We start from the raw sequence: 17909 nt of genomic DNA, 5'->3' as shown, positions 1-17909 counted from the left end.
ACAGACTTTGATGACCGCCCCGCCGATGCCGGCGGAGCCCGAAGCCCGACCCGATCTGAAGCATCTCGTCTCGCGCTTCCTCCGGATGCGCGAGACCGGGCTGATCCTGATCCTGCTCGTCCTGGTCGTGGCGATGTCGTTCGCCTCGCCGCACTTCCTGACGCTCGCGAACATCGAGGCGATGGCCATGGTGTTCGCCGTCGAGGGCATCGTCGTCGTCGGCATGACGATCCTGCTCATCTCGGGTGGCATCGACCTGTCGGTCGGGTCGGTCACGGCGTTGTCGATGGTGCTGGCGGGCTGGCTCTACCTTCAGGGCATCGACCCGTGGCTGGCATCCGGCATCGCCATCCTCGCGAGCATCGCCACCGGCGCGGTGATGGGCGTCCTCGTGACGAAAGTGGGGCTGAACCACTTCGTGGTCACCCTCGCCGTCATGGTCATCGCCCGCGGAGTCTGCCTTCTCCTCACCGGCGGTCGGCCGCTCGGGCTGTACTCCCTGCCCAGCGAGTTCAAGTTCATCGGCCAGGGCTCCATCGGGCCGATCCCGCTCGTCATCGTCATCTTCCTGGTCGTCGTCATCGCCTTCGACTTCATGCTGCGGCGGACGACCGCGTTCCGGAAGGTCTTCTACACCGGAAGCAACGAGAAGGCGGCCGCCTACTCGGGAATCCGCACCAAGCACGCCATCTTCTTCACGACCGTCCTGTGCTCGGCTCTCGCCGGCGTCGCCGGCATCATCTACATGGCACGCTTCGGGTCCGCGCAGCCGACGTTCGGGATCGGAATGGAGCTGAACGTCATCGCCGCGGCCGTCATCGGCGGCGCCAGCCTCAAGGGCGGTTCGGGAACCATCTTCGGTGCGACCCTCGGCGCGATCCTGCTCTCGGTGGTCTCGAGCTCGCTGACTCTTCTGGACGTCTCCGTGTACTGGCAGGACATCGTTCGCGGCAGCATCCTGCTCGTGGCGCTGCTCGTCGACCACTACCTGTCCCGCCGACGGACGGTGTGACGCCATGGTCTTCGAGAACAGGGAAGATCTCGCGACGATCCGCAAGATCCACACCGTCGTCACGCTCCACTTCGTCGAGGGAATGACGCAGTCCGAGATCGCCGCGCGCCTCAATCTCTCCGCGTCGAAGGTGAATCGCCTCATCCGGCGAGGGCGCGAGCTCGGCATGGTCAAGATCTCCATCGACGCAGGGCCGTTCCAGCGGCTCGTCGACCTGGAAGGCGAGCTGGTCCGGTCGACGGCTCTCGGCACCGCGGTGGTGACCCCCACCGTGGAGGGGAACCCGGACACGAATCTGCAGGTCGTCGGCCGTGCCGCGGCCAACGAACTGCTGGAGACGATCCGCGACGGAGACGTGATCGCGATCACCGGCGGCAAGGCGCTGAGCGCCGTCGTCGATGGGCTCGACCCCGACCGCGTGTTCGATGTGACGGTCGTGCCGCTCACGGGGGGCGTGCAGGGGAAGTACTACACCGACGTCAACCACCTCGCGACGCAGCTCGCCGAGCGTCTCGGCGGGAGGGCCGTGCTGATGCATGCCCCGCTCTTCGCCGAGAGCCGCGAGGAACGCGACACGCTCATGGAGGTCGGATCGATCAAGCAGGCGTTCGATCTCGCCCGGCGTGCGAACGTCGCGATGGTCGGCATCGGATCCGTCGAGACCGAGGGATCGAGCTACTACGACCTCGCTCCGCTCTCGGAGTCCGATCGTGCGCTGCTCCGCGGCGGTGAGGTCGGCGGAGAGTTCCTCGCCCACCTGATCGCGGACGACGGATCGCTCGCGGACTCTCCGCTGAACTCGCGTCTCCTCGCACTCTCCCCCTCCGAGCTCGCCGCCTGCCCCACCACGATCGGTGTGGCTGTCGGGCCGGAGAAGGTGCGTCCCATCCGAGCCGCGCTGGCCGGCGGCTACATCCGATCCCTCATCGTCGATGAGGAGACTGCAGCGTCGGTGGTCGCACCGGACGAGGAGAAGAAATGACGGAGATGCTCACCCGGCCGCTCGGCGGCTCATCGATCGACGCCTCGGCCGTCGGCCTGGGTACCTGGGCCATCGGCGGGTGGATGTGGGGCGGCACGGATGAATCGGAGTCGATCGCCGCGATCCAGGCCTCGATCGACGAGGGGATCTCGCTGATCGACACGGCGCCGGCCTACGGGCAGGGCCGTGCCGAGGAGATCCTCGGATCGGCGATCCGCGGACGCCGCGACGAGGTGGTCCTCGCGACCAAGTGCGGCCTGGTGTGGCACACCACCAAGGGCAATCGCTTCTTCGACTTCGACGGAGAAGCGGTCCACCGGTACCTCGGCCGCGAATCGATCGTCCACGAGGTGGAGGAGAGTCTGCGGCGCCTCGGGACCGACCACATCGATCTCTACATCACGCACTGGCAGGACCCCACGACCCCGATCGAGGAAACCGTCGCTGCCCTCGTGCAGCTGCGCGAGCAGGGCAAGATCCGCGCCATCGGAGCGAGCAACGTCTCGGAACAGGAGCTGCGGTCCTACGTGGCGACCGGCGAGCTCGACGCCATCCAGGAGGAGTACTCGATGATCGCCCGCGACATCGAGACCACTCTCCTTCCGATCGCACGGGATGCCGGCGTCTCGACGCTGAGCTACTCCTCGCTGGCCTTGGGCCTGCTCTCGGGGAGCATGGGCCCGGATCGAGTGTTCTCGGGCGACGATCAGCGCAAGGGAAACCCCCGCTTCTCCCTCGGGAATCGCGAGAAGGTCGCCCGCTTGATGGAGGCCATCGAACCCGTCGCCGACGCGCATGCGGCGACGAAGGCGCAGATCGTGATCGCCTGGACGCTGCAGCAGCCCGGCATCACCTACTCGCTGTGCGGCGCGCGCAATCCGAAGCAGGCGAGGGAGAACGCCGCGGCCGGGCGCCTCCGGCTGTCGGACGACGACCTCACGCTGATCGATGCGGCCGTGGCCCTGCACGTGAACGATCTCGACGCATGAACGCCGCCAGGAGTGCCAGGTTCGACAGCATCCGCGCCGACGGAGCATTCGACGCGATCGTGGTCGGCGGCGGGATCAACGGCGTCGGAGCATTCCGCGAGCTGTCCCTCCAGGGACTGCGCGTGCTGCTCGTGGAACGTGTGGACTTCTGCTCCGGATGCAGCGCCGCACCGTCGCGCATGATCCACGGCGGGCTCCGGTATCTGGAGAACGGCGAATTCGGCCTCGTGCGCGAATCGCTGCGGGAGCGGGACGCCCTTCTCCGCAACGCGCCGCACATGGTCCGCCCGCTCGCGACGGTAGTGCCGATCACCTCGGTGTTCTCCGGGCTGTTCAACGCGGCGGCGAGCTTCTTCCGCCTCTCGACCCGACCGGCCAGTCGAGGCGCTGTGCCGTTGCGGATCGGACTGAGCATCTACGACTGGGTCACCCGGACCCGACGGATGCTGCCTCGACACCGGTTCCTCGGCACACGTGCGGCGTTCCGTCGTTGGCCGAAACTGACGTCGCGCATGAAGTTCGCCGCGGTGTTCTACGACGCGTGGATCAGCTACCCCGAGCGGCTGGGAGTCGAGCTCATCGTCGACACCGCGCGGATGGCTCCGGATTCCGTCGCGCTCAACTATGCCGAGATCGTCAGCGACGGGTCGGGGTTCGTGGTCACCGACAGCGAGACGGGCACGCGGTACCCGGTGACGACGAAGACGGTCGTGAATGCCACCGGCGCGTGGTTGGACGAGTCGCTCTCGACGCTTCTTCCCGCCGGTGACCGCCCGGGTCAGCTGGTCGAGGGCACCAAGGGGTCGCACCTCGTGCTGGACAACCCCGAACTGTACGCCGCGCTCGACGGGCACATGGTGTACTTCGACAACTCCGACGGCCGGATCTGCATCGCGTTCGGCTACCTCGGCCGGGTGCTCGCCGGTTCCACGGACATCAAGGTCGAGCGTGCGGAGCGCGTGCGATGCGAAGACGACGAGCGCGACTACATCCTGGGTTCCCTGCAGGCAGTGTTCCCCGCGGTCACGATGTCGGCGGACCAGATCGTGTATTCCTTCAGCGGCATCCGTCCCCTGCTCAAGAGCGAGCACGACTTCACGGGGCGGATCACCCGCGGCCACGACGTGAAGCGGATCGACGGCGATGTTCCTCAGTACTGCATGATCGGCGGCAAGTGGACGACGTTCCGCGCGTTCGCTCAGGACCTCGCCGATGAGGTGCTCGAGGAGCTCGGGCGCGAACGCACCACGTCGACCGCGGAGCTCGGAATCGGCGGCGGAGCGGACTTCGTCGATGCGCCGCAGATCGAGACGGCGTTGATCGCGGAGTGGGGCGTGTCCGAGGACCGGGCGGCGCACCTCGCCGATGTCTACGGAACCCGCGCCGCCGAGGTGATGGAGTTCTGCACCGCTCGCGACGACGATCAGCCGATCGGCCCTGGGGTCGCGCTCACGGCCGCCGAGGTCGCCTTCATGGTGCACCGCGAATACGCGACGAGGCTCGGCGACCTGATCCTCCGTCGCACCGCTGTCGCGATCACCGGGGCGGTGGATGCCAGGCTGATCGAGGCGATCGCCACCGTCGCGGCCGCCGAACTGGACTGGAATGACGAACGCCGTCTCGCGGAGATCGGTGAACTGGTGACGGATCTCGAGGACTACCACCGCGTCGACCGCGACGCCCTCGACCGTCGGACGATGGAAAGGACCCTGTGATGCGCCTGAGCACCCTGGCCAGGATGAACCGTCTCTTCAGCGACGGGGGCTGTCTCGACGTCGCGATCGATCACGGCGTGTGCAACGAGCCCGGCTTCCTGATCGGGTTGGAAGACATGCCCGGCGTGGTCTCGTCGCTGGTCGACGCGAAGCCGGACGCCATCCAGATGGCCTATGGCCAGGCCGACCTGCTGCAAGCCGTGCCCGGCAAGGACAAGCCCGCCCTCGTCATGCGCATCGACATGGGGAACCCGTACAACGCGCAGAAGCACCGGGTGATGTGGTCGATGCTGCAGAACCATGACGAGCCGATCATCGGGGCGTTGGAGATGGACGCGGCCTGCGTCGTCGTGAATCTCTTCATGCTGCCGGACGAACCCGAACTCTTCCGCCAGTGCGTCGAGAACATCAGCCGGGTGCGCGCGTCCTGCGCGAAGTACGGGATGCCGCTCATGATCGAACCTCTGGTCATGCTGCCCAACGACGTCAGAGGCGGGTACCAGGTCGACGGCGACGCCGAGAAGATCGTGACACTCGTGCGGCTCGCCAGCGAGATGGGGGCCGACATCATCAAGGCCGACCCCACCGACGACCCCGAAGACTTCCACCGCGTGGTCGAGGCCGCTCGGGTTCCGGTGCTGGTCCGGGGCGGCGGCAAGGAGGGCCTCGACTCGGTGCTGACGAAGTCCGCGGCTCTCATGGCGCAGGGCGCATCGGGACTCGTCTACGGGCGCAACATCTACCAGCACGCCAATCCGAAGGCCGTCGTCGACGCGCTGATGGCGATCGTGCACCGCGGCGCGTCCGGCGCCGAGGCATGGGATCTCTACAATGCCGGGTGACGGGCAGCCGGGCGACGGGAAGCAGTACCTGCTCGGCATCGACGTCGGCAACACCGTCATCAAGGCCGTCCTGTTCGGCCTCGACGGAGAGCGCGTCTCGTCCTACGCGATCGACGGCCAATCGACGACTCCGGAACCCGGGCACGTCGAGAGGGATCTCGACGAGCTCTGGCGCAACGCGAAGGAGGCGCTGCAGCACTGCATCGCCGAGGCGGGCATCGATCCCCGCCAGATCATCGCCGCCGGATGCGCAGGACACGGCAACGGCCTCTACCTGCTGGACCAGGACGACCGGCCGCTCGTCGGGATCCAGTCGCTGGACACGCGGGCCGCCGGCGTCGCCGAGGAGCTGACCTCCGCCCACGGAGACGCCCTGCACGCCGCCACGCTGCAGGAGCCGTGGCCGTCGCAGACCCCCGTGCTGCTGGCGTGGATGCGGCGGCACCATCCGGACGTCGTCGACCGTGCCGGCACCCTCGTGATGTGCAAGGACTACATCACCTTCCAACTGACCGGCCAGAAGGTCAGCGACATCTCCGACATGTCCGGTGCCGGCCTGCTGAAGATGCCGGAGTGCCGCTACGACGACGAGCTTCTCGCCCTCTACGGCCTGGACGGTCTGCAGCGGCTGCTGCCGCGGTTGATCGATCCGACCGAGATCGCCGGGACGGTCACCGCGGAGGCCGCGGCCCAGACCGGTCTCGCCGAAGGCACCCCGGTCGTCGGCGGCCTGTTCGATGTGATCGCCAGCGCGCTGGGCGCGGGAGTCGTCGAGACCGCAGCGACCTCGATCATCGCGGGAACCTGGTCGGTCAACCAGTATCTGGCCGAGGAGCCGGTGGTCGATCGCGACCTGCTCATGGTCGCGGCCTTCGGGCCGGCGCGGTTCATGATCATGGACAACAGCGCCACCTCGGCATCCCACCTGGAATGGTACGTCCGCGAGTTCGTCGAACGAGGCGGTCACCATGAGGATCCATTCGGCTTCTGCCACCGGCGCCTCTCCGAGGTCACGCCGCGGATCGACGATCCGTACTTCCATCCGTACCTCTACGGATCGCCGCAGGGCGCCGAGCGCCGGTCGGGCTTCTACGGAGTGGCCGGATGGCACGGCGAGGGGCATCTGATCAGGGCCCTGTTCGAGGGCGTGGTCTTCGAGCACCGCCGGCATGTCGAACGGCTGGAAGCCGCAGGCGCGACGATCGACAGCGCGACGCTCTCCGGAGGCGGCTCGCGAAGCCCGGTGTGGGCGCAGATGCTCGCCGACACTCTCGGCATCCCCATCTCCGTCGCGGCGGAGGACGAGACGGGCGCCCTGGGAGCGGCGCTGGCGGCCGGGGTCGGCGTCGGGGCGTTCTCCGACTATGAGGATGCTGCCGCGCACATGACCCGGATACGCAAGGTCTATGAACCCGACGTCGCGATGACCGAGCACTACGACCATCGTTATCGCGTGTCGCACGATCTCGCCACTGCTCTCCAGGGTTTCTGGCGTGAGCAGTACCGCGACTCCCAGCGCTGAGCGGCCGTCGACCGAGACCACGGCACCCGAACCAAGGAAGAAGCCCTCCATGACATTCCACGTCGCCGTCCCCGCCGACCTCCGTATCGGCGGGGGCTCCCTCTCGCAGCTGCCGGACGTGCTGCGCCTGCGCAACGCCGAGCGACCCCTGATCGTCACCGACGCGTTCCTCACGAGCACCGGCACGGCGGCCCGCGTGGTCGCCCTGCTGGAAGAGGCAGGCCTGCACCCCGCCCTCTTCTCAGGTGTCGTGCCCGACCCGACGACCGTCTCGCTCGAAGACGGTCTCGCTGCGGTGACCTCCCACCGTGCGGATGTCCTCGTCGGCCTGGGCGGCGGCAGTCCGATCGACACGGCCAAGGCGCTCGCGGTGCTCGCGGTCCGTGGCGGCCCGCTGCGCGATCTCAAGGCTCCGTTCAGCTACGACGGCCCCGCGCTGCCGGTCGTCGCCATCCCCACCACGGCCGGCACCGGCTCCGAAGCGACGCGGTTCACCGTGATCACCGACAGCGACACCGGCGAGAAGATGCTGTGCGCTGGCCCGTCGTACCTGCCGGTCGCCGGGATCGTCGACTACGAGCTGACGATGAGCATGCCGCCACGACTCACCGCCGACACGGGGATCGTTGCGCTCACGCACGCCGTCGAGGCGTACGTGAGTTCACGTCACAACGCCTTCTCGGATGCCGTCGCGCTCCGCGCGATCACGATCATCGGCAGGAGCCTGCGCACCGCCTACCGCGATGGCGCCGACCATCGCGCTCGTGGCGAGATGATGGAGGCGGCCACGCTGGCCGGGATCGCCTTCTCGAACTCGAGCGTCGCTCTCGTGCACGGCATGAGTCGCCCGCTGGGCGCCCACTTCCACATCAGTCACGGCATGTCGAATGCGATGCTGTTCGCCGCCGTCACGGAGTTCTCGCTCAGCGCCGCGGACGACCGCTACGCGGACTGCGCGCGCGCTCTCGGCGTTGCGGATGACAGCGTCTCGGACGCGGATGCCGCGGCGGCGCTCGTCAGGGAACTGCGCGCCCTCGCCGACGAACTCGCAGTGCCGACGCCCGAGCGGTTCGGGATCGCTCGCGACGACTGGGAGGCACTCGTTCCGACCATGGCAGAGCAGGCGCTCGCCTCGGGCTCCCCGGGGAACAACCCCCGGGTGCCGGCCGCCTCAGACATCGAGGACCTCTATCGAGCGATCTTCCGCGGCGACGCGCGCTGACGCCCGCCTCACCCCGACGCGGTCACACCGGTTCGGTGGCGCGGACCAGACCGCATTCGACGCACGACCACACGACGAGGAATCGCTCGTCGTCGAGGATCTCGAACGTCAGGGCATCGCCGCAGGTGGGACAGACCCGAGGATCCACGGCACGCGCGCTCATGCCTCCACCCTATGACCGGTCGAGAGACCAGGGGCGGTGAGCAGGACCGGGCTCAGCCGCAGAATGCCGAGGCCGACTCCTTCAGCTGCTCGATCGCCTCGACGGTCTCCGGCGCCTGCAGATCGGTCACCTCGCCGAGCTGCTGCGCGCCGGAGCGGATGAGATCGCCCAGCTGCCCGTCGACGTCGTCGGCGAGTCCGTCGAGCGTCGCCACGAGATCGTCGCGCGCCGCATCGAGCTGCTCCTCCGTGGCACCGCCCTGATCGATCACCGACTGGTACTGGGCGTAGGCGTCATCGATCGTCGTGCAGGTCTCCTCGACCGGGACGCCGACGACGTCTCCGGCGAACTGGGTCACCTGCGAGCATCCCGCGAGAAGACCGGCGGCGAGCAGAAGGGGGAGGACGACGAGACGGCGCATGCCCCGAGGGTAGCCGGGGCACCTGCATGGGCACCTGGGAGTCGAGCCTTCTGCCTCACATCCTCGCGTATCGGGCCCGAGCGAAGCAGAACAGGCCGTAGAGGACGAGTCCGGCACCGACCGTCCAGAGGATGATGACGCCGAACGGGAGCCCCGCCAGCGCGCGCAGCGCAGCATCCAGACCTCCGGCCGTCTCCGGATCGTGCGTGAGCGCGGCGACCACGAACAGGATGCCGGCGACTCCGACGGCGATGCCCTTCGCGATGTAGCCCACGACGCCGAACGAGATGATGCCCTTGCGGGCCGCGCCCGTGGGGAGCTCGAGGTGCTTCGTGAACGCGCGCGTGATGCCACGCACGACGAAAGCGCCGCCGACAGCGACGACGATCAGCCCCACCAGCACGAGCAGCGCGACCCCCGCCGGTGCCGCCAGCAGTCGGGCGCTGAACGACTGCGAGGAGTCGGACGACTGCGACTGGCCGCCCAGCGCGTACACGAGCGCGGTCCCGGCGATCGCGACGTACGCGGCCGCCGTGCCGAGGAACTTGATCCGATGGCCCCACTTCTTCTTCGCGTCGGGGTCGCGGTCGAGGACGGCCTCGGCGATCTGCCAGATCGCGAGCGCCACCAGCCCCAGCACGATGATCCACAGCAGGACGACGCCCGCCGGACTCCGCTGGATCTGCTGCATCGCACCGCCCTGATCCGCCTCACCGCCGCCGCCGGTGGCGATCGAGATCGCGATCCCGCCGATCAGGAGATGGAGAATGCCGAGGACGACGTAGCCGACCCTGGCCAGGGTCCGGAAGACGGTGGAGTCCTGCGCGGTCCGAGCCGCGGATGCGGCGGAATCAGTGGAGTTCATGAGGTCGAGGTCCTTCGATCGGTGGTGCGATGGAGCCCTCGGCGAGATGCAGGGCACGGCGATCCCGCACCGATTCGGCGGCGATCCAGACGAGCGCGGCCACGGCGACGCCCTCGAGCATGCCTGCGACGACGTCGCTGAGCCAGTGGGCGTTGAGGTAGGTGCGGCTCCACATCATCGTGAGCACCCACCCGGCGCCGAGCAGCCAGACGTACCAGCGTCGGAGCGCGAGGGCGAGGATCACGACCACGGTCGTCGCGACGGCCGTGTGGCCGGACGGGAACGATGTGGCCATGCGCTCCGCGAGTGAGTCGGCCGGTCGCGTGCGTCCGATGACGGCGGCCATCGTCGCGCCGACCGCGACGACCACGATCATGGCGATCGCCAGGGTCACGGCATCCGCTCGCCGTCGTCGCCACAGGAACAGCGCGATGAGGAGGGCGCCGACGACGATCATGCCGACCGTTCCACCGACGATCGCCGGCACCCACGCGATGACGACGCCGACGTCGCTGCGCGACGCGGCCATCAGATCGTGCCAGTGGATGTCGACATCCAACGGCTCGTGGCCGCCCGCCGCGACGAAGACGCGGAGCACGACGAAGGCGACGGTGGCCGACACACCGACGACGAGTGCGACGGCGCGGGCCCGCGGACCAGAGACGCGGGTTCGGTTCACGCGGCGTCCTCAGTCATCTTCGTCCTTGCCGTTGTCGTCGTTCTTCTTGCCGTTGTCGCTCTTGTTCTCGCTCTTGCCTTTGTCGCCCTTGTCGGAATCCGTGTCCGTGGTGTCGTCGGTGGCGGTCTCCTCGGGCGCGGGCGTGACGGCGACGTCGGCTTCGAGATCCGATCGGACGACCTCGATCGACTGCTGGATGATCGCCGCTCGCTCGGCACTGATCTCCCCGTCGGTGCGTGCCTGGGCCGTCTCGGCCTGGAGGGCATCGAGTTCGAGCAGAGCCGCCGGGATGTCACCGGCTTCGGCGCTCTCGGCGATCGCCAGCACGCGCGACTGCCACTCCCCACTCGTCTGCGTGTCGAGCTCCGACGCGGTGGCCGAGCATCCGGCGACCGCGAGGAGGGTGGCGAGGATGACGGCCGCGCAACCGAGGCGAAGACGGCGGCTCACGGCGACACCGCGTCCATCAACTGCTGCAGGTGCGCAGCGAGCGGCTCCTCGAGCGCGGGAAGCGCCGGCGGAGAGGCGGGCTCATCGCCCACTCCCCCGATCGAGATCCCCGTGATCACGCCGGCGACGACGAAAGCGGCCAGCGCCGAGACGGCCAGCCATCGTCGCCATCGTCGCGGTGTCCCGTCGACGGCGGTGTCCGGCGGAAGCACGGCGGTCTCCGATGGCAACACAGCCGTGCGGGTCGCCCCGGATTCGGACGGCAGCGCCACGGTGGCCGACGAGACGACGGCGGCTGCCCTTCCCGCACGCAGGTTCCGCGCCCCGGTGACGACCTCCCGGGCGGTGGGACGGTCGGCGGGATCCCGGGCGGTCATGGCCGCGAGCAGAGCGCCCCACTCGTGGCCGATCTCAGACGGGATGACCGGATCCTGCGAGAGGCGTGCGAGCACGGCCTCCCGCAGGTCGTTCTGGGCGAACGCCCGTCGTCCGGTGAGCGCTTCGAGCAGCACGAGGCCGAGCGAGTAGACATCCGTCGAAGCCCGCGGATCCGCCCCGGTGACCTGCTCCGGGCTCAGATACGCCGCGGACCCGATGATCGTTCCGGGCGTCGTCAGCCGCGTGGCATCGACCAGATACGCGATCCCGAAGTCCGCGAGCTTGGCGGAGAACTCCTCCCCCGACACCCCGGGCGAACGCAGGAGGACATTCGCTGGTTTGACGTCTCGGTGCACGATGCCCGCCCGGTGCACGGCGTCGAGCGCGTCGGCGAGATCCTCGGCGAGGCGCGACACCGCCGCCTCCGGCAGCGGTCCCCGGCGCAGCCGCTCGTCGAGTGTAGGTCCCTCGACGTATTCCATCACCAGATACCTCGGCTCCTCCGCGCCCAGATGAGCGTCGTAGAGGGTCACGAGGGACGGGTGGTTGAGCGCGGCGAGCAGCTGCGATTCGGAGGCGGTCCGCGCGATCTCGGTGGTTCCGTCACGGAACACCTTGACGGCGACGTCACGGCGCAGCATGGTGTCGTGGCCGCGATAGACCACGCCCATCCCGCCCTCTCCCAGTCGGGTCGCGAGTTCGTACCGATCGCCGAGGAGGTGGCCGGTCAGGTCACCGGGGCGAGGCGACGCCACGACTCAGACGACGGGATCGTTGTCGCGACGGCTCCGTCGGGTGACCTGCTCGCCGCTGACGGGGTCGACCGACGTCCGTGCGACCGTCTCCGTGCGACGGCTCCGCATCGTCAGGATGAGGCTGATGAGGAACACCACGACGCCGGCGCCCATGAGGATGTAGCCGATCAGGTCGAGGTCGACGAACCCGCCCGTGTCGATGTTGACCGCGAACGCGAGGATGATGCCGATGACGAAGAGCGCGATTCCGCTTCCGATTCCCATGATTGCCATACCTCTCTGCGACCGCACGTGCGATGCGCAGTACGAGAATAGGGTCAATCGCCATTGAGTCAACCCTCATGGACACAGCCTCGCGCCCATGGTATGGATGAAGGCGATGACTGATCTCACGCGCCGCGCCGGCATCTTCGCCGCACTCGCCGATCAGACGCGCCTGCGCATGGTCGATCTCCTCACTCTCGGCGACCTCTCCTCGTCCGAGATCGGCGCGCAGCTCGGACTCCGCTCCAATCTGGTCGCCCATCACCTCGGCGTGCTCGAGTCGGCCCAGATCATCGCGCGTGCGCGCTCGGAGTTCGATCAGCGCCGCAGCTACATCGGTCTGCGGCCCGAGGTCTTCGACACCCTCGCTCCCGCCAGCGTGCCGCCCCCGGAGCGCGTCGTGTTCGTCTGCACCGCGAACTCCGCTCGATCGCAGCTCGCCGAGGTCGTCTGGAAGGACATGAGCACCATCCCGGTCGCATCCGCCGGAACCCGACCAGCGGATGCCGTGAACCCCGGCGCCGTGGCCTCGGCCGAGCGGCACGGCCTGGCGATCGACGAACGTCGCCCGCCCCGCCACATCGACGACGTCCGGGCCGTGGGCGACCTGGTGATCACCGTCTGCGACGACGCGCACGAGCGGCTCCTGACCCGCGACGACCTGCACTGGTCGATCCGCGACCCCGCGCGGATCGGGACGGCCGCCGCATTCGACGCCGCCCTGGAGGCCCTGCACCGACGCATCCGCGGGTTCGTCGCCCGTCTCGCCCCCGCCTGACCGCGCATCTCGTCCGATCCGATGATGATGCGCGGTCGCGCCGGCTCCTCCGCGTCTAGGCGCGACGCACGGGCTGCTGCAGCTCGGTCACCCAGTCGGACTGGTCCTCCGAGATCGCCCGCACGTACAGCTCCCGGCAGGGACCCGCGAGCTCGAGGTCGCGGGCGAGGGTCTCGCTGTGGATCGCGTGCCAGCTCTCGGCGATACGCTCCATCGACCCCAGGTGGATGCCGCAGACGGCTGCTTCGGCAGCGGGGAGCTCGATGATCTCGAAGCCGTCCTGGACCGGCCCACCGTACTCGTAGCCGACGACGACCTCCAGACCGTCGTCGATCGATCCGTACTGCGCGATCGGCGTCGCGAGCGCGCCGCTCTCACCTCCGATGATCTCGGCGATGGCGTCGAAAGCCGGCCCCACGACGCCGGCGACTTCGGGCTGATCCGCGACGACCGTGCGGATCGCCGCAAGGCGGACAGCGGGCAGGGGCTTCTCGATGATCTCGATCCGGGACATGTGATTCTCTCTCTCGATGAGGTGGAGCCGCCTCTCGACGTCGACGAGTCGTGCAGCGGCGATCCGGTGCTCCTGCTCCACCTCGGCACGCCGGATCCGCAGCAGCGCGGCGATGCGATCCGCATCGACACCCTGATCGAGGATCGAGGAGATGTCGTCGAGACCGAAGCCGAGCTGACGCAGGGCGACGATCCGGTGCAGACGCTCCAGTTGCCGAGGGTCGTACGAGCGGTAGCCGCTGAACTCGTCCACGTGAGCGGGAACGAGCAGGCCGGCGGTGTCCCAATGCCGCAGCATCCGATGGGTCACCTGACCGATCTGCGCGAAGGCTCCGATGGATAACATGTCTCTGTTCTCCCGCCTTCCACAGTGTCAGAGTCAAGTATCTCCACGAAACGATCGCGATGTCGGTCGGCCCGGTTATCGTCGCCGTGTGCCGGAGCCAGTGCAGCAGTGGTGGGCGAGGAGACAGTTCTCGCGCGGCACCGCCGTGCCCTATGAGGTGGGCGCCTTCCGCACCGGGTGGGCCGCGTACCCCGAACTGATCCGGCAGTATCACCCCGAGCTGAATCACGGCGTCGCCCTCTCGCAGGTGCCGCTGGCTGCCGACGTGCTGCTCTGCTGGGAGTGCGCGGTCGGCCATCGGTTCGCGGCGACCCCGACCGAGCAGCGCGAGCGACCGGGCCGGGTCCGCCGACGCTCGGCGTGGTGCCCGGAGTGCTCGGCTCTCGCCCGTCCGCAGCCCGTCGTGCTCGGCGAGGCACGCGCGATTCCCGCACGACCGCGGATGCCGGCGCCCGCCGTCTGCACGAAGACCCCGGATCTCCCGAAGGGCACGGCCTTCCTCAGCGCATGCGCACCGAAGCCGGCGTCGGCCGCCGAGGCGAAGCTCCGCGCGGCGCTCACCGAGCGTCTGGTCTTCACCGGCGAGGTCAACGCGATCAAGGTGACGCGCCCGTTCTTCCGTCACACCGAGGTCTGGCCCGACATCCTGCTCCCCGAGCTGCGCATCGCGATCGAGTACGACACGGTGGGGCGACACGGCCTCGAGCATGTCGGCAAGCGAGAGGAGACCGACCGCCGGAAGGATCGCGCGGTGCGGAGCGCCGGGTGGGAGGTCGTGCGCGTGCGCACCGGGAAGCTCGAGCCGCTCGGTCCGCACGACCTGCAGACATCGTCGGTCGGCGCGCGCGGCGTCGCGCTGCTGATCGACAGGCTGCGCGACATCCGCGGCGCGCTGATGGTCGACGCGTACCTGCGTTGAGATGATCGGCTATGGCCTCCTTCCACCCGGATCTGCGGATCGCCCGCTTCATCCCTCCGTTCTTCTTCGGACCGCGGACGACGGCCCTGGCCAACCGGAGCCGGCCCCGACCACGCCCCGGCCCCGAGGATCTGATCGTCGACGACCTGATCATCCCCGGACCGGCGGGGGCACCGGAGATCGAGATGCGGGTCTATCGACCTCGCACGGCCGTCGGCACGACAGCGGCGCTCCTCTGGATCCACGGCGGCGGGATGATCACCGGGAACCGGCTGAGCGACGAGAAGAGCAACATCGCGTTCGCCCGCACGCTGGGCATCACCGTCGCGTCGGTGGAGTACCGGCTCGCCCCCGCGCATCCGGCGCCCGCCGCCCTCGACGACGTCCACACGGCCTTCCACTGGCTGGTGGATCATGCGACCGAGCGAGGCATCGATCCTGAACGCATCGCGATCGGCGGCGCGAGCGCCGGCGGCGGCCTGGCCGCGGGAGCGACGCTCCTCGCCCGGGATTCCGGAGGTCCGCTCCCCGCGTTCCAGCTCCTGGTCTATCCGATGATCGACGACCGGACGGTCACCCGTACCGACCACGACACCCGAGGGGTGCGCGTATGGACGCCGCGCAGCAACCGATACGCCTGGGGCGCGTACCTCGGTCATGAGCCGGGAAGAGCGGACGCGGTCTCCGACTACGCCGCTCCCGCGCGTCGCGCCGACCTCGGCGGACTGCCGCCCGCCTGGATCGGCGTGGGCACGAACGACCTCTTCCACGACGAGGACGTGCGCTACGCGGAACGTCTGCGCGAGGCAGGCGTGCCGTGCGAGCTCGTCGTCGTGGACGGCGCCTTCCACGGGTTCGACATCGTCATGTCCCGCCGGGGCGTCTCACGGGAATTCTGGCGCGCCCAGGCCGCGGCACTCGGGGCCGCTCTCGGCTGACAGCACCACGCGCACGCTCGACCCGACGGCGAGCGCTCGACCGACCGCTCGACCGACCCAGGAGAATGGAGACATGTCCCCGAAGTCCCCTCGACGTCTGCTCGCCGCCGCGCGCAGGCTCGTGCACACCGACCCCGCGAGCGTCGCCGCCACCGAGGTCATGCCCGTGATCGACGAGCGCACGGTGCCGAAGGTCCTCGACCTCTCGACCCGCATCGGCGAGTCCATGTTCGCGATCGGGGCCTCCGCGCACGAGGTCACGCTCGCCATCATGCGGGTCTGCGACGCCTACGGACTTCGCGGCGTGCAGGTCGACGTCACGTACAACTCGATCACGGTCTCCTTCCACCTCAGCGGCGAGGTCTGGCCGGAGACCCTGGTGCGCGTGGTGCGCGTGGCGGCACCCGATCACGCCAAGCTCCAGCGGGTGCAGGCTCTGGTCTCCGACATCCGCGGCGGACTCGATCTGGAGTCGGCCCGCACCGCGTTCCGCGCGATCCGCCGGATGCCGTTCCGCTATCAGCAGCCGATCGTCGTGGTCGCCCGCGCGATGCTCGCGGTCGGCGTCAGCATCCTCCTCGGCGCGTCGCCGATCATCGTCGGCCTCACCTTCATCGCGGCTCTGGCCGCGGCGATCACCCAGGCCGGGCTCTCCCGACTGCAGGTGCCGCTGTTCTTCAACCAGATCGCCGGGGGCTTCGTCACGACGGTCGTGGCCGTGGCCGTGTCGGCGCTGGGCGCCGCGGGCATCGAGCCGTTCGTCGGCATCCGTCCGTCGATCATCGTGGCGTCCGGCATCGTGCTCATGCTTGCCGGCCTCACCGTGGTCGGAGCGGCGCAGGATGCGATCGACGGCTTCGCCCTCACCGCGGGCGGACGCATCCTCGACCTCACGATGCAGACGCTCGGCGTCGTGATCGGCATCCTGGTGGGCCTGGAACTCGGCAGCGTGCTGGGGTTCACGATGGACCTTCCCGACGACCCTGCTCCCTTCGGCCCGCTGCTCGGCGTGTTCGCGGGCGCGATCATCATCGCGGTCGCGGTGGCGGTCTTCAACGGCGCCGGTATCCGGATCATCCTCGTGAGCGCCCTGCTCAGCGCCATCACGATCGCGGGCTACACGCTCGCGTCCGCGGTACAGCTGCATCCCGCCGCGGCGAGCGCCCTCGGCGCCCTGCTCGCGAGCTTCGTCGGAGTGATGATCGCGCACAACCTGCACGTGCCGTCTGTGGCGGTGACGACCGCGGCGATCGTGCCGCTCGTCCCGGGTGTGGCGGTGTTCCAGGGTCTGCTCGAGATGGTCCACACCGGCGGTTCGGCGTCGGATGTCGTCGTGGCCGGCAGCTCCCTGATCTACGCGGCCGTGATCGGGGTCGGTCTCGCCTCGGGCGCCTCGCTCGGGCTCTACCTCGGCACCCCGGTGCGCGCGACGCTCGGGAGCGTGAGCAAGGCGCGAGCGCGGACGCGCCGGTGACGGATGCCGCCGCCCGCGGGCGTCAGCCCGCCGTGCCGGCGTACATCTCGCCGACCGGGACCGCGACGGAGAGCACATTGCCCGGCTGGGCGAGGGGGCAGGCCCACGCGGGGTCGTAGGCGCACGACGGGTTGTACGCGAAGTTGAAGTCGAGGACGATCGTGCCGCGCTCCGCGTCCGAGCCGAGGTCGGCGCCCTTGACGGTGTCGATCAGGTAGCGTCCCCCGCCGTACGTCCCGCCGGGGCGTACGGCGAGCGCGTCGCGCACCGGGATGAAGAGTCCGCCGGCGTACGAGGTCAGACGCCAGATGTCGAGCGTCCCGGTGTCGGGGATCTCGACCATGCCGATCCGCTCGAACGGCACGACGCCGTCGGTGCCGGTCGCGAACTCGAAGCCGCCGGGCTCGGCGGGGAGGATCGGCAGCTCGAAGCGCCACTGCGGGTCGTACGAGGCGATCGGCAGCCCGTCGAACAGGAGCCGATCCTCCGACAGGAGCGGGGTCGCCGGATGATGGAGCAGCAGTTCGTCGCGCTCGATCCGCCAGAGCTCGTGCGCGTCCTCCGGGGACTCGGCGTCGCGGATGGCGGCGTACAGGGCGAAGACCCGGCGGCGCCAGTCGACGACCTCGGCGGCGGTGCGGGCTTTCTCGAGCGTCATGAGGTTCAGGCTACGCCGCGCGCG

20 protein-coding genes are annotated in these 17909 nt (G+C 69.2%); 11 read left to right on the top strand and 9 right to left on the bottom strand.

The window, feature by feature from the left end:
• Positions 1 to 10 precede the first annotated feature (10 nt).
• The 7 genes from ABD648_RS16585 to ABD648_RS16555 are packed head-to-tail and all read left to right on the top strand — an operon-like array spanning position 11 to position 8284.
• Positions 11 to 1012 carry an ABC transporter permease gene (locus ABD648_RS16585; protein ID WP_282216066.1) on the top strand — a complete coding sequence of 334 codons (1002 nt, stop codon included), beginning with the start codon at positions 11 to 13 and terminating at the stop codon, positions 1010 to 1012.
• A gap of 4 nt (positions 1013 to 1016) precedes the next feature.
• On the top strand, positions 1017 to 1994 hold the full coding sequence (locus ABD648_RS16580; RefSeq protein ID WP_282216065.1) for a sugar-binding transcriptional regulator: 978 nt from the start codon (positions 1017 to 1019) through the stop codon (positions 1992 to 1994).
• The gene (locus ABD648_RS16575) at positions 1991 to 2983 is read left to right on the top strand and encodes an aldo/keto reductase (protein WP_282216064.1); all 993 of its coding nucleotides are present in this window, start codon (positions 1991 to 1993) and stop codon (positions 2981 to 2983) included. Before ABD648_RS16580 ends, ABD648_RS16575 begins: the two co-directional genes overlap by 4 nt.
• Positions 2980 to 4698, top strand: coding sequence for a glycerol-3-phosphate dehydrogenase/oxidase (locus ABD648_RS16570; protein ID WP_282216063.1), 1719 nt, complete (start codon positions 2980 to 2982; stop codon positions 4696 to 4698). Before ABD648_RS16575 ends, ABD648_RS16570 begins: the two co-directional genes overlap by 4 nt.
• Entirely contained in the window at positions 4698 to 5540 is an 843-nt protein-coding gene (locus ABD648_RS16565) for a class I fructose-bisphosphate aldolase (protein WP_282216062.1), read from the top strand. Before ABD648_RS16570 ends, ABD648_RS16565 begins: the two co-directional genes overlap by 1 nt.
• A complete protein-coding gene (locus tag ABD648_RS16560; protein WP_282216061.1) occupies positions 5530 to 7062 on the top strand; it encodes an FGGY-family carbohydrate kinase in 1533 nt (510 codons plus the stop codon). Before ABD648_RS16565 ends, ABD648_RS16560 begins: the two co-directional genes overlap by 11 nt.
• A 49-nt stretch (positions 7063 to 7111) precedes the next feature.
• A complete protein-coding gene (locus ABD648_RS16555) occupies positions 7112 to 8284 on the top strand; it encodes an iron-containing alcohol dehydrogenase (RefSeq protein ID WP_282216060.1) in 1173 nt (390 codons plus the stop codon).
• Positions 8285 to 8306: 22 nt separating this feature from the next.
• Here the strand turns inward: ABD648_RS16555 and ABD648_RS16550 are convergent, their stop codons facing one another.
• Genes ABD648_RS16550 through ABD648_RS16520 form a run of 7 tightly spaced genes read right to left on the bottom strand, consistent with a single transcriptional unit; the run spans position 8307 to position 12259 of the window.
• A complete protein-coding gene (locus ABD648_RS16550; RefSeq protein ID WP_282216059.1) occupies positions 8307 to 8447 on the bottom strand; it encodes a hypothetical protein in 141 nt (46 codons plus the stop codon).
• Positions 8448 to 8499: 52 nt separating this feature from the next.
• Complete coding sequence (locus ABD648_RS16545) at positions 8500 to 8868, bottom strand: hypothetical protein (protein WP_282216058.1); 369 nt, start codon at positions 8866 to 8868, stop codon at positions 8500 to 8502.
• Positions 8869 to 8923: 55 nt separating this feature from the next.
• Entirely contained in the window at positions 8924 to 9733 is an 810-nt protein-coding gene (locus ABD648_RS16540) for a DUF1206 domain-containing protein (RefSeq protein WP_282216057.1), read from the bottom strand.
• Complete coding sequence (locus ABD648_RS16535; RefSeq protein WP_282216056.1) at positions 9720 to 10412, bottom strand: phosphatase PAP2 family protein; 693 nt, start codon at positions 10410 to 10412, stop codon at positions 9720 to 9722. The genes ABD648_RS16540 and ABD648_RS16535 overlap by 14 nt, the downstream gene beginning before the upstream one ends.
• A gap of 9 nt (positions 10413 to 10421) precedes the next feature.
• Positions 10422 to 10862: a hypothetical protein gene (locus ABD648_RS16530; protein ID WP_282216055.1), complete on the bottom strand. Its 441-nt coding sequence runs from the start codon at positions 10860 to 10862 to the stop codon at positions 10422 to 10424.
• Positions 10859 to 11995 carry a serine/threonine-protein kinase gene (locus ABD648_RS16525; RefSeq protein ID WP_282216054.1) on the bottom strand — a complete coding sequence of 379 codons (1137 nt, stop codon included), beginning with the start codon at positions 11993 to 11995 and terminating at the stop codon, positions 10859 to 10861. The genes ABD648_RS16530 and ABD648_RS16525 overlap by 4 nt, the downstream gene beginning before the upstream one ends.
• A 3-nt stretch (positions 11996 to 11998) precedes the next feature.
• A complete protein-coding gene (locus ABD648_RS16520) occupies positions 11999 to 12259 on the bottom strand; it encodes a DUF6458 family protein (protein WP_282216053.1) in 261 nt (86 codons plus the stop codon).
• Between the two features lie 115 nt (positions 12260 to 12374).
• Between ABD648_RS16520 and ABD648_RS16515 the strand changes: the two genes are divergently transcribed.
• Positions 12375 to 13037: an arsenate reductase/protein-tyrosine-phosphatase family protein gene (locus ABD648_RS16515; protein WP_282216052.1), complete on the top strand. Its 663-nt coding sequence runs from the start codon at positions 12375 to 12377 to the stop codon at positions 13035 to 13037.
• A 55-nt stretch (positions 13038 to 13092) separates the two neighbouring features.
• On the opposite strand, the gene ABD648_RS16510 is transcribed toward ABD648_RS16515, so the two are convergent.
• A complete protein-coding gene (locus ABD648_RS16510) occupies positions 13093 to 13896 on the bottom strand; it encodes a MerR family transcriptional regulator (RefSeq protein ID WP_282216051.1) in 804 nt (267 codons plus the stop codon).
• Positions 13897 to 13984: 88 nt separating this feature from the next.
• Between ABD648_RS16510 and ABD648_RS16505 the strand changes: the two genes are divergently transcribed.
• The 3 genes from ABD648_RS16505 to ABD648_RS16495 all read left to right on the top strand — a co-directional run bounded on the left by ABD648_RS16505 (position 13985) and on the right by ABD648_RS16495 (position 17227).
• Positions 13985 to 14815 (top strand): zinc-ribbon domain-containing protein, encoded by an 831-nt coding sequence (locus ABD648_RS16505; protein WP_282216050.1) that lies wholly within the window; start codon positions 13985 to 13987, stop codon positions 14813 to 14815.
• Between the two features lie 11 nt (positions 14816 to 14826).
• A complete protein-coding gene (locus tag ABD648_RS16500; protein ID WP_282216049.1) occupies positions 14827 to 15753 on the top strand; it encodes an alpha/beta hydrolase in 927 nt (308 codons plus the stop codon).
• Between the two features lie 73 nt (positions 15754 to 15826).
• Positions 15827 to 17227 (top strand): threonine/serine exporter family protein, encoded by a 1401-nt coding sequence (locus ABD648_RS16495; protein ID WP_282216048.1) that lies wholly within the window; start codon positions 15827 to 15829, stop codon positions 17225 to 17227.
• Positions 17228 to 17249: 22 nt separating this feature from the next.
• Here the strand turns inward: ABD648_RS16495 and ABD648_RS16490 are convergent, their stop codons facing one another.
• The gene (locus ABD648_RS16490; protein WP_282216047.1) at positions 17250 to 17885 is read right to left on the bottom strand and encodes a DUF1684 domain-containing protein; all 636 of its coding nucleotides are present in this window, start codon (positions 17883 to 17885) and stop codon (positions 17250 to 17252) included.
• Between the last annotated feature and the right edge of the window lie 24 nt (positions 17886 to 17909).

It is taken from the genome of Microbacterium luteolum (assembly GCF_039533965.1).
Taxonomy (GTDB): Bacteria; Actinomycetota; Actinomycetes; order Actinomycetales; family Microbacteriaceae; genus Microbacterium; species Microbacterium luteolum.
This window is presented reverse-complemented; position numbering and strand designations above follow the sequence as displayed.